Source organism: Rhodococcus sp. FH8 (assembly GCF_019266085.1).
In the GTDB taxonomy this organism is placed as follows: domain Bacteria; phylum Actinomycetota; class Actinomycetes; order Mycobacteriales; family Mycobacteriaceae; genus Rhodococcus_F; species Rhodococcus_F qingshengii.
This window is the reverse complement of sequence record NZ_LPNQ01000074.1, coordinates 1-12,258: the sequence shown is the minus strand read 5'-3', so window position 1 is coordinate 12,258 and position 12,258 is coordinate 1. Positions and strand designations below refer to the sequence as shown.

Sequence of the window (12,258 nt, the reverse complement as noted above, 5' to 3'; positions counted from 1 at the left end):
GCAGTCGCAGGCCCTCGATGTTGTTGGCGCGCATGATCCGTGCGATCCGTTTGTGATTGATCCGCTGGTCGGCGGGTTGTCCGTGATTGATCTCGGCGGTGATCCGGGGCCGCCCGTAGGTGTTGTCCACCGTGTGGACGGCGCGGATCTTGTCGGCGAGTTCAGCGTCGGCTGCGGCCCGGGCGGCTCGTTTCTCGGCGGCGTTGATCCATGCGTAGTACGACGAGCGGGCGATATCGATGACCTGGCACAACCGCTTCACCGGGTAGGTGTCGGAGTGGTCTGCGACGAACTGGAAGCGGTTCACCAATTCGTCTCTCCGGCGAAATATTTGGCCGCCGACCGCAGGATGTCTCGTTCGGTTTCGAGCTTGGTTTTCTCCGCGCGTAGGTGTGCGACCTCGGCGCGGAGCCTGGCGGCTTCCTGCTCGGGTGTCTCGCCGGTGCCGGGCCCCGGAGCGGTGGCGGCGGGTCTGCGGATCGGGATACCCGCATTTCTCAGCCATGCGGTCAGGGAGCCGTGGGATACGCCGAGATCGGCGGCGATCCCGGCTACGGTCGCGCCGCCGGTGTCGCGGTACAGCTCGACTGCGTCGCGGCGGAACTCTTCGGAGTAATTTTTCTTTGCCATCGGGTTAGATCTTCTCGCTTTCCCTGGTCTGAGACCAGGATCAAGCGTGTCCAACCCGCGGGGTCAAGGCCCCACCAAGAGGCAATTGATGTCGAGTTCTGCCCAAGGTTTCCGAGCCCGCGGTCCCCTGGACCGTAGGTCTGTCAGGGCTAGAGATGCCAGCGAGCCGATGTCCCGCATCCCGGTCCGCAGTGTTGTGGGGGGCTCCAACGGAGCCTGGTTGAAGTGTCGCCGGTCCTGTTTCATGGAACTCGTCCAGCAAGAAGTGCTCACTGGAGAAACGGAAGTTTGATGACCACAAAGAAGAGGGTCCTCTTCATCACATCGAACGCCGGGGTGGAACGGGACGAACTCCAAATCCCTTTGGAGTGTTTGCAAGCCGCCGGTATCGAGACAGTACACGCTGCCATCGAACAGGCGCCCGTTTGACGGCAACAACGGACGACGATGTGCGGCGTACGATCCGCGATGCGATGGACCGCCTCGTCGTCGGGGAACCCCTGTACTCCGACGGCAAGCTGACCATCAAATCGCTCGCCGAAGAAGCACAGATCAAACGCTGGCTGCTCACTCACCGCCACACCGACCTACAAGCGGAGTTCCGAGCACGGGTAGCGAACACGGATGCCCCGCCCGCTCTGGTGGCACTCCGCGATGAGCGCGACGACGCCCAGCGTCGCATCGACGAACTCACCGCAGACGTCACCGCCCTGCAGGAAACCGTCCGCCAACTCGAACGGATCATTCAGGTGCTGGCGCTGGAGAACGATCAGCTCCGCGAAGGCCAGCACTCCGGACGAGTCGTGCCGATCGGACCACGTCAGGGACGCCCACAGTGAGCACAGCCGCACCATCGTGACCATGCCAAAGTCGCTCAGGCGGCGTGACCGAAACCCAACAGGTAGGGCAGGTCAATACTGCCACCTGATCGTGCGGCAGTCCCGCCTGAAGGCGACTATCTTCGGATGGAACCTTCCTAACAGGTTTAAAGCCGGTAAGGTTCCGAGAGACCGATACAAGATCGGTCGATGATTCAGAGGGGTAACAGTGACGGAGCCGTGGCTGTCCGCCGAGGACATTGCTGCCCATCTCGGCGTCACCAAGGACACCGTGTACAGCTGGATCACAGAGAAGGCCATGCCTGCCCACAAGATCGGCCGCCTGTGGAAGTTCCAGGTCAGCGAGGTCGATTCTTGGGTGCGAAGCGGCGGGGCCGCCGCGAACTCTGATTCGGCAAAGGACTGACGTGCGGATCATCGACAACGTCAACGACCTTCTCGGCAACGACCTCAAGGCCGAGATCACGCCCGGCTCGAAGGTGCGCATCGCAGCATCGACCTTTTCGATCTTCGCGTTCGAGGCGCTGCGCAAGGAGTTGGAGCAGGTCTCCGAGCTGGAGTTCATCTTCACCTCACCGTCCTTCGTGACGGAGAGGGTGACCGACAGACTCCGCAAGGAGCGCCGCGAGTTCTTCATCCCGGGTGGACGTGCAGAGTCGAGCCTGTACGGCTCGGAGTTCGAGATCCGGTTGCGCAACAAGCTCACCCAGCGTGCCATCGCGAAGGAGTGCGCCGATTGGGTGCGTAGGAAGGTGACGTTCCGGTCGAACGCCACCAGCAGCCCGATGCAGCCGCTCGCCGCTGTCGACGATGCTTCCGTCTACTTCCCGATCCAGGGCTTCACCACCACGGACCTCGGCTACGAACGGGGACCGGCGGTCTCGAATATGGTCACCAAGTTCGAGGGCGCACCCGAGACAGGGCAGTTCCTCGGCATCTTCGACCAGATCTGGAACAATCCGGACCAGCTTGACGATGTAACCCAGGCGGTGCATGACCACATTGCGAGCGTGTATGCGGAGAACTCGCCTGCCCGGATCTACTTCCTGATCCTCTACAACTTGTTCGCCGAGTTCCTCGACGACATCAGTGAGGACGTCCTTCCGAACGATCGGACCGGCTACCAGGACACGAAGGTCTGGAACAGCCTGTACAACTTCCAGCGCGATGCGGCGACCGGGATCATCAACAAGCTCGAGACCTACAACGGGTGCATCCTCGCCGACAGTGTGGGCCTGGGTAAGACGTTCACCGCGCTGGCGGTGATCAAGTACTACGAGCTGCGCAACAGGTCGGTCCTCGTACTGTGCCCGAAGAAGCTTGCCGAGAACTGGACGAACTACAACGCGAACCTGACCACCAACATCTTCGCCGGCGACCGCTTTAATTACGACGTCCTCGCCCACACCGATCTGTCCCGCACCCGCGGAGAGTCGCTGGGGCTCAGGCTGGACCGAGTCAACTGGGGCAACTACGACCTCGTCGTGATCGACGAGTCGCACAACTTCCGCAACGCCGACTACGCGCAGGAGAAGGAGTCCCGCTACCAGCGACTCATGCGTCAGGTCATCCGTGAGGGCGTGAAGACCAAGGTCCTGATGCTCTCGGCTACCCCGGTCAACAACCGGTTCAACGATCTTAAGAACCAGCTCCAGCTTGCGTACGAGGGTGAGTCGGAGAACCTCTCCCGGCACCTGAACATCTCGACCACGGTCGAGAAGGTCTTCAAGGATGCACAGACAGTGTTCAACGAGTGGTCCAAGCTCGACCCGGAGGACCGCACGACCGACCGCATCCTGCAGATGCTCGACTTCGACTTCTTCGAGCTGCTCGACGCCGTCACGATTGCCCGGTCACGCAAACACATTCAGGCGTTCTACGACACCACCGAGATCGGCGCGTTCCCCGAGCGGCTCCCACCGACATCGATCCGCGAACCGCTCACCGACCTGCCCGACGTGCCCGGCTTCAACGACATCTTCGGGCAGCTCCAGGCCCTTACCCTCGCCGTCTACACCCCGCTGGCATACGTGTTCCCCAGCCGGATCGGCAAGTACGAGAACCTCTACAACGTCGGCACCGCCGGTGGCACGGCCAATCTGGGACAGCGCGGACGTGAGCAGGGCCTCAAGCAGCTCATGACCGTCAACCTCCTCAAACGGTTGGAAAGCTCGGTCGACGCCTTCCGCCTGACACTTGCCAAGATCGAGGCCACCGTCGACCGAACCCTCAACCGCCTCGACACGCACAGCAGATCCGCCCCCGAGTTCGACACAGATCTGTCGGACCTCGATCTCGATGTGGACGACGAAGACGACGCGAACCTCGAAGCGCTCACCTTCGGGGAAAAGATCAAGATCGACCTCGAAGATCTCGACATCGAGTCGTGGCGGCGGGATTTGTGGAACGACCGCGAAACCCTCCGCGCATTGGTGAACGAGATGCATAGGGTCACTCCGGATCGTGACCTCAAACTGCAAACGCTCATAAAGCTCGTCGAAGACAAGGCCGCCCACCCCATCAACCCGGGCAACCGCAAGGTGCTGGTGTTCTCCGCGTTCGCCGACACCGCGAACTACCTGTATCGCGAGCTCGCTCCCGCCGTCGCCTCAATCGGTCTGGACACGGCTCTGATCACTGGTGGTGGCCACGCCGCGAAGACGACGCTCGGCACCGGATTTGACTTCCAGCAGGTCATGTCGATGTTCTCGCCCCGCTCGAAGCAGCGCCACCTCACGATGCCGACCGAGACGCGTGAGGTCGACGTGCTCATCGGCACCGACGTCATCAGTGAGGGTCAGAATCTGCAGGACTGCGACTACCTGATCAACTACGACATTCACTGGAACCCGGTCAGGATCGTCCAGCGGTTCGGTCGCATCGACCGTATCGGCTCGATCAACACCCGGATTCAGTTGGTGAACTTCTGGCCCGATATCTCCCTCGACGAGTACATCAACCTCAAGGAGCGTGTTGAGAACCGGATGGTCATCGCGGACCTCGCCGGCACCGCCGACGACAACGTCCTTTCCCTCGAAGACTCCGACGCCGCGTTCCGTAAGCAGCAACTCCGCAAACTCCAGGACGAAGTCATCGAACTCGAAGACGTCCGCACCGGCGTGTCCATCACCGACCTCGGGCTCAACGACTTCCGCATGGACCTGCTCGGATACCTCGCCGAGTACGGCGACCTGGCCGCTGCACCGAAGGGCCTACACGCCGTTGTGCCGGCAGATCCTGCCAAGGGCCTCAAGCCTGGTGTGATCTTCGCGTTGCACAACATCAACGCCGACGAGTCTCAGCTCACCGAACACAGTGGCAACCGCGGCAACCGTCTTCACCCGCACTACCTGGTTTACCTCGACGACGCCGGCAACGTCATCGCCGATCACACCGAGGCCAAGCATCTGCTCGACCTCATCCGCGCAGGATGCCGCCCCTACGACCAACCCGTCACTGACGTTGTCCGCACCTTCAACGCCGCAACCGGCGAGGGGGCAGACATGAGCCGGTATTCGCAGCTGCTCACCGAGGCGATCCACTCGATGATCGATGTCACCGAGGAACGTGACATCGACAGTTTGTTCACCGGCGGTCGCACCACCGCGCTCACACAGACCATCGCCGGGCTCGACGACTTCGAGCTGATCGCCTTCATCGCCGTCATCGAGCCACTTCAGGCAGGCGACGGTAGATGAGTGAAATACTGTACCGGTGGCCGGACGCCGCGAAGTTCGGCCGGCGTGTACCCAAGGAGAAGTTCTACGCGCACGGCACCGTCTCGACTTCGGTACGCGAGAAGTTCATCGCCGAGGTACTGCGTATCACCTGGGCGTACAAGCTTGCCGAGAGCACGATCAACCTGGCCGGCAGCACCGCAGTCCCCGAGATCCAAATCTTCGAGATCGAAGCGAAGGGTGCGGATGTTTCCGAGCCGGTGTTGACCGCGATCGACAAGGCCATCCCGTTCCCGATCATCTTCGAGATCAATCGCGGCGAGGGTGAGCCCCGGAGCATTCGGATGGTGGCTGCGCACAAGCAATTGGGCCCCGGCACACCCAAGATCGGCGCCTACTACAGCACAGGCTGGCAGTCGGCCCGGACCGAACGGCAACCCCTTCCGACCTCGATCAACCTGCCCGCCCTCTACACCGCGCTACTCGACCCGCTGACACCAGTGGCGGTACGGCCGGGCGAAGACGTGTCGGAGGTCGCGGCCAGACTGGAGACGGTGCGCAAACTCGAACGCGAAATCGCCACACTGGAACGCAAACTCCGCACCGAGCCTCAGTTCAATCGCAAGGTCGAATTGCGACGTGCGTTGAAGACGAAGCAAGCAGAACTGACCATGTTGGTCGAAAGGTAGACAGAGCAAACCCGTGGAGAAACTACGCATGACGTCGCCCGACCTGACCGAGGCCAACATCGACAAGCTCGCGGAATTGTTCCCGAGCGTCGTCACTGAATGTCTCGACGCCGAAGGCAGCCCGAAGAAGGCCATCGACTTCGATCTTCTTCGCCAGGAACTGTCCGACCATATTGTCGAGGGACCGCAGGAACGCTACCAACTCGATTGGCCAGGCAAACGCGCTGCCGCATTCGCAGCCAATGCGCCCATTGCCAAGACTCTCCGACCCGTGCGTGAGGAGTCCATCGACTTCGACACCACCAAAAACCTCTTTATCGAAGGCGACAACCTCGATGCACTGAAGGTCCTCCAGGAGTCGTACCTAGGCAAGGTCAAGCTCATCTACATCGACCCCCCCTACAACACAGGCAATGACTTCGTCTATGAGGACGACTTTGCTGAGAGTACGCAGGAGTACCTCACGCGTTCCGGGCAGCTAAACGACGCGGGTGTGAAGCTTGTGGCGAATACCGAGGCCAACGGACGGTTTCACTCGGACTGGCTGAGCATGATCTACCCGAGGCTCCGCCTGGCCCGCACGCTGATGGCTGAGGATGCCGCAATCTTCGCCAGCATTGGTGATTCCGAGCATGCGAACCTGCGGCGAGTGATGGACGAGGTATTTGGTGAGGCGAACTTCCTAGCGAGTGTCACGCGCGTCACGAAGCGGTCGAGCAACAACGGTACGCACTTCTCCCCTGCGAAGGACCACGTTCTGGTGTATGCGCGTAACGCCGAGACGCTACCTGGATTCTCGACTCCGCTATCGCCGGAGCAGATCAAGGGATTCAACCGCGAGGACAGCGTTGGAAAGTACAAAGAGATCGGCTTGTACCAAGCTGCACTCAAGCACGGTGGTTCGATTTACCCGATTGAATGCCCGGATGGCAGCTGGGTTCGGCCCCCTGGAACTGTCCCTTGGCGCTGGAGTGAAGCGACGTTCAAGGCTGGCCTCGCTAACAACCTCATTACTTTCAAGCAGACTGGCACTTCTCCATTGTTGGATGTGGAGACCGGTGAACGATCCGCATGGAACATCTACACAAAGCTATACCTCAAGGATCGCCTGGACGACGGAATGATCCCTAAGGACTTCATCGAGGACGTTCAGAACAACGTTGCCGCGCGGGAGTTGAAGTCACTTGGAATCCCGTTTGACTTCCCAAAGCCCGTCGAATTGATCGTCCGGCTCCTCGGACTATCGAAGTCCTCAGACGGTATCGTTCTCGACTTCTTCGGAGGGTCGGGATCGACCGCCGAGGCGGTATACCGTCTCAACGCGAAGGACGGAGGCGACAGGCAGTTCATCGTGGTCCAGCTTCCTGAGCCGTGCGATCCCAAGTCAGATGCAGCGAAAGCCGGATACGGCACGATCGCAGATTTGTGCGCGGAGCGGATTCGTCGGGCGGCGCAGGCCACTCGTGAGGCCGCAGGACTCACGACAGGTCGACTCGACGTGGGCTTTCGGAAATTCGTAGTGGATACCAGCAACCTGGCCGATGTATTGCAGACGCCTGACGAGACCGCACAAGGGACTCTCGACAGCCTCGGAAACAGCGTCAAGCCTGGTCGAACGAGCGAGGATCTCCTGATTCAGGTCCTATTGGATTGGGGTCTTGAGGTGAACATCCCGATTTCCGTGGAAGAGATTGTGGGGCAAGAGGTCTTCGCGGTTGCAGACGATGCGCTGCTCGCGTGTTTTGACGAGGAGGTAAGTGCGGATCTCGTGCGCGCGCTCGCGAAGCGCGAGCCGTTGCGGGTCGTCTTCCGCGACTCTGCTTTCGAATCCGACGCTGCGCGCATCAACGCAGAACAGATCTTCAAGGAACTGTCGCCGGTGACCGATGTGAAGGCCGTTTGATCACATGAAACTGCAGTTCAAGATCCATCCGTATCAGACAGACGCTGTCGACTCGGTGGCCGAGGCCTTCGCCGGTCAGCCCAAGAATGATGGCGTCACGTATCGGATCGATCCCGGTCGCCGCCGCAAGACAGGTGAGGAGTCGTTGTACTCCGATTCGGGTTTGCGGAACGCCGAGATCACGCTGACCAGTGCCCAGCTGTTGGAGAACGTGCACAAGGTGCAGCGTTCCCGAAACCTTCCGCCGTCGGCCAAGGTGGAGGACAGCAAGGCGGCACCGGGGGCACCGAATTTGGATGTCGAGATGGAGACGGGCACAGGAAAGACGTACGTCTACATCAAGACGATCATGGAGCTGCACAAGAGGTACGGCTGGTCCAAGTACATCGTCGTCGTCCCCTCGATCGCGATCCGCGAGGGTGTACAAAAGTCGTTCGAAGTGACTGCCGAGCACTTCCAACAGTTGTACGGGACCAAGCCACGCTCGTTCGTCTACAACTCATCGCAGCTACACGAGGTGGAGCGGTTCAGTTCCGATGCCGGTGTGCAGGTGATGATCATCAACATCCAGGCGTTCAACTCGTCCGGCAAGGACAACCGCCGCATCTACGATGTGCTCGACGATTTTCAATCTCGCCGGCCGATCGACGTCATCAAGACGAACCGGCCGATCGTGATCATCGACGAGCCACAGAAGATCGGCGCGGACAAGTCACTCGCATCTCTGGCCGAGTTCAATGCGCTGATGGTGCTGCGCTACTCGGCCACCCATAAGGTCGAGCACACTAAGGTCCATCGCCTCGACGCCCTGGAAGCCTACAATCAGAAACTGGTAAAGAAGATCGCCGTCCGCGGCATCACCGTCAAGGGACTCGCCGGCTCAACCGCGTACCTGTATCTCGATGCGATCGAGATCGCCAAGGGCGCCAAACCCCGCGCCCGGGTCGAGATCGAGGTCCAGACCAAGACCGACATCAAACGCCAGCTCAAACGCCTCGACGTCGGCGCGAACCTGCACGACCTGTCCAACGGCATCGAGGCGTACAAAGGCCTGTTCATCACCGACATCGACGCCAACCGTGACGTGCTTGAACTGAGCAACGGTGACGTGGTCATTGCCGGCCAACTCGCCGACCGTGACGTGACTGAGGAAACCAAGCGGCGCATCCAGATCCGGGAAGTCATCCGCGCCCACCTCGACAAGGAACGCGAACTGTTCAGCCGGGGCATAAAGGTGCTCTCACTGTTCTTCATCGACGAGGTCGCCAAGTACCGTGACTACGACCGTGAGGACACACTCGGCGACTACGCACGCATCTTCGAGGAAGAGTACGAGACGATCCGCAACGACGTGCTAGGTGAACTCGCCCTTGACGATTCGTCCGCCGCGCACCAGGAGTACCTTCTCCGCGACGAAATCGGGAAGGTGCACGAGGGCTACTTCTCCATCGACAAGAAGACCAAGCGGCAGGTCGACGGCAAGGTCAGTGGGCGGGGCGACGACAAGGGCCAGTCCACAGACACTGATGCCTACGATCTGATCCTCAAGAACAAGGAACGCCTGCTGTCGTTCGAGGAACCGGTGCGGTTCATCTTCTCGCACTCCGCGCTGCGCGAGGGCTGGGACAACCCCAACGTGTTCGTGATGGGGATGCTCAAGAAGAGCGACAACACGGTCTCCCGCCGGCAGGAAATCGGGCGCGGTCTGCGGTTGGCGGTCGACCAGCATGGCGAGCGCATGGACAACCCGGTCGTCGTGCACGACATCAACGAACTGACCGTCGTCACCGACGAGTCTTACACGGACTTCGTAACCGGACTCCAGAAGGAGATCGCCGACTCGTTGGCGGCGCGGCCACGCAAGGCGAGCATCAAGTTTTTCACCGGCAAGACCATCCAGACTCCCAGTGGCGAATCCGTCGTGGAGGAGGCGCTCGCGCAGGCGCTGTATGACTATCTCTTGAAGAACGACTACGTCAACGACGACCACACGGTCTCTGAGGTGTACAAGCAGGCGAAGGAAGCCGGCACCCTCGCCGAGCCCACCTCGGAGTTGCTGCGTCCGGTCATCGACTGCGTGTGGCCGCTCGTGGATGCGCTGTATCTCGATGTGAAGGTGATCGGCGAGGACGGCCGCAAGCCGAAGAAGATCCCGCTCAACGAGGCCAACTTCGCGAAGAAGGAGTTCCAGGCGCTCTGGCGGCGGATCAACCACAAGGCTGTCTATCAGGTCGAGTTCGATTCGGACGAGTTGGTACGCAAGTGCGTCCAGGCGCTCGACACCCACCTCAACGTGGCTGCAATGCAGTATGTCCTCATCGAGGGACAGCAGAAGGACGCCCTCGACGCTGAGGATCTCACCAACACGGCCGGATTCGACCAAACGCGGACACGGACTCACACCGAGACAGTGACCGCCGGCTCACAGGTGAAGTACGACCTGCTCGGCGAGATCACCGAGAAGACCCAGCTCACTCGACGTACTGTCGCTGCCATTCTGGGTGGGGTCACGCCGGCGACATTCGCAAAGTTCCGGCTCAACCCGGAACAGTTCATCACCGAGACGGCCAGGCTTGTCAACGAGCAGAAGGCCACTGTGATCGTCGAGCACCTGACCTACGACACATTGGACGACCGGTTCGACTCAGCGATCTTCACGGAGAACCAGACCAAGCAGGACTTCGCGCAGGCCGGCGACAAACTGAAGAAGCACATCTACGACTACGTTGTCACCGACTCCAAGGTCGAACGCGACTTCGTCAACGAGATCGACACCAGCGACGAGGTCGCGGTCTACGCGAAACTCCCGCGAGGATTCTTCATCCCGACTCCGGTCGGTGACTACAACCCCGACTGGGCGATCGCGTTCACCGAAGGAAGCGTCAAACACGTGTACTTCGTCGCCGAGACGAAAGGCTCACTGTCGAGCCTGCAACTCAAGGACGTCGAAAACGCAAAGATCAAGTGCGCCCGGAACTTCTTCGAGTCGCTCAACAAGAAGAACGGGCAGGACGTCATATATAACGTCGTCACGGACTACAGCGAACTGATGCAACTCGTGACCACGTAGCCGCGATGAACGGCCGTCTCATTTCCTTAAAGTGAGACGGCCTGTCCTCGCCAACCGCCGGGGGCGATAGCCAGTCTTCCCGGTAGCGACGGATTGGACTTCTGGGCCTACAACACAATTAAACAATGCACGGAACCGCCCTACTCAGTGGGGCAGACCAGCGCGAATGATCTGAACGCGAATGTCGGGTACCCGACGTTGGACGGACGCATCGCCGACACCTACGCCAAACGCTCTACTGCGACCAACAAGAACAGCCTCTACGACTCCTACTTACGGGCTTTCCGTTGGGCCACTGACCGGATCGGCGACTCGGGCGTAGTCGCATTCGTCTCCAACGGCGGCTGGGTGGACGGCAACACCGCCGACGGAATCCGGCTGAGCATGGCCGAGGAATACGCGCATATCTATGTCTACAACCTGCGCGGAAATGCTCGGACGGCCGGAGATCTACGCCAGAAGGAGAAGGGGAACGTCTTTGGTAGCGGAGCTCGTACCACTGTCGCCATCTTCATCGGCATCAAAAACCCGGGGCATACAGGTCCGTGCGAGATCCACTACCGCGACATCGGCGACTACCTGAGTCGCGAAGATAAACTACGAATCGTCTCTGAAGGACACCTGGGGTCTGTCGACTGGCAGTCGATCATCCCGAACAATCACGGAGACTGGGCGAATCAGCGAGATGACACGTTCACGACGTGGCCGGCAATCGGGGACAAGAAATCGGGTCCAGGAAGCCCGACTGTGTTCACGAATTTCTCATCAGGGCTCAAAACAGGTCGCGATTCATGGTGCTACGACTACTCGCAGAGCCAACTAAACGTCAGCATTCACGAGCTACTCAACCAGTACGGTGTAGCTCGTGAGGACTTCCGTTCCCACTGTCAGGCTGCTGAATTGACCACCCCGAAGGAATCGGACGTCACTGCGTTCATCGGCATCAACTCTACGATGACAGGTACCGGACGAATCAGTTGGAACTCGAGTCTAAAGCAGCAATTAGCACGAAACGATGCCATCGAGTTCGCGACCACCGCTGTGAGGACATCAGCCTATCGCCCGTTCCAGAAGCAGACGAGCTATTTCTCGGGGGCACTCAATGAACGCCGATACCAACTCCCAGCGATGTTCCCGACTCAGAACCATAAGAACATCGGTTTCTACGTGGTCGGCACAGGTTCCGACAAACCTTTCTCCTGCCTGATGAGCAAATCGATACCTGACCTCTCCTTCTGGGGATCAGGGAGTGGCCAGTTCTTCACCCGCTGGACGTACGAGAAATCTGAGTCATCCGACGGTGAACTCGATTTCGCCTCCACCGGTGTCAATGGCCACGAAGTTCTCCCCGTAGGCGGCCAGTAGTTCTCCCCGCTGGTGGCCACGGGTTCTCCCCGGTGGCGGCCAGTTGTTTTTCCCCACCCGCTTTCTGATTTGGGTTAGCTGAAGG

7 protein-coding genes and 1 pseudogene are annotated in these 12,258 nt (G+C 60.1%); 7 read left to right on the top strand and 1 reads right to left on the bottom strand.

The window, feature by feature from the left end:
- A pseudogene (locus ATN38_RS33430) lies at nt 1–630 on the bottom strand (transposase); the annotation flags it as partial.
- A 425-nt stretch (nt 631–1,055) separates the two neighbouring features.
- Between ATN38_RS33430 and ATN38_RS19810 the strand changes: the two are divergent.
- The 7 genes from ATN38_RS19810 (at nt 1,056) to ATN38_RS19780 (ending at nt 12,173) form a co-directional block, all read left to right on the top strand.
- Nucleotides 1,056–1,469 (top strand): hypothetical protein, encoded by a 414-nt coding sequence (locus tag ATN38_RS19810; RefSeq protein ID WP_218748434.1) that lies wholly within the window; start codon nt 1,056–1,058, stop codon nt 1,467–1,469.
- Nucleotides 1,470–1,677: 208 nt separating this feature from the next.
- On the top strand, nt 1,678–1,875 hold the full coding sequence (locus ATN38_RS19805; RefSeq protein ID WP_218748433.1) for a helix-turn-helix domain-containing protein: 198 nt from the start codon (nt 1,678–1,680) through the stop codon (nt 1,873–1,875).
- A gap of 1 nt (nt 1,876) precedes the next feature.
- Nucleotides 1,877–5,167 carry a helicase-related protein gene (locus ATN38_RS19800; RefSeq protein ID WP_218748432.1) on the top strand — a complete coding sequence of 1,097 codons (3,291 nt, stop codon included), beginning with the start codon at nt 1,877–1,879 and terminating at the stop codon, nt 5,165–5,167.
- Nucleotides 5,164–5,835: a DUF4391 domain-containing protein gene (locus ATN38_RS19795; RefSeq protein ID WP_218748431.1), complete on the top strand. Its 672-nt coding sequence runs from the start codon at nt 5,164–5,166 to the stop codon at nt 5,833–5,835. Before ATN38_RS19800 ends, ATN38_RS19795 begins: the two co-directional genes overlap by 4 nt.
- 28 nt (nt 5,836–5,863) lie before the next feature.
- Nucleotides 5,864–7,738 carry a site-specific DNA-methyltransferase gene (locus ATN38_RS19790; RefSeq protein WP_218748430.1) on the top strand — a complete coding sequence of 625 codons (1,875 nt, stop codon included), beginning with the start codon at nt 5,864–5,866 and terminating at the stop codon, nt 7,736–7,738.
- Between the two features lie 4 nt (nt 7,739–7,742).
- Nucleotides 7,743–10,808, top strand: a complete 3,066-nt coding sequence (locus tag ATN38_RS19785; RefSeq protein ID WP_218748429.1) for a type III restriction-modification system endonuclease — start codon at nt 7,743–7,745, stop codon at nt 10,806–10,808.
- A gap of 93 nt (nt 10,809–10,901) precedes the next feature.
- Nucleotides 10,902–12,173: a type ISP restriction/modification enzyme gene (locus ATN38_RS19780; RefSeq protein WP_256932007.1), complete on the top strand. Its 1,272-nt coding sequence runs from the start codon at nt 10,902–10,904 to the stop codon at nt 12,171–12,173.
- Nucleotides 12,174–12,258: the final 85 nt, after the last annotated feature.

What these genes read in the sequence shown, in the direction of transcription:
- ATN38_RS19785 (WP_218748429.1), top strand. Translation starts at nt 7,743, where the DNA reads ATGAAACTGCAGTTCAAGATCCATCCGTATCAGACAGACGCTGTCGAC.
- ATN38_RS19795 (WP_218748431.1), top strand. Translation starts at nt 5,164, where the DNA reads ATGAGTGAAATACTGTACCGGTGGCCGGACGCCGCGAAGTTCGGCCGG.
- ATN38_RS19790 (WP_218748430.1), top strand. Translation starts at nt 5,864, where the DNA reads ATGACGTCGCCCGACCTGACCGAGGCCAACATCGACAAGCTCGCGGAA.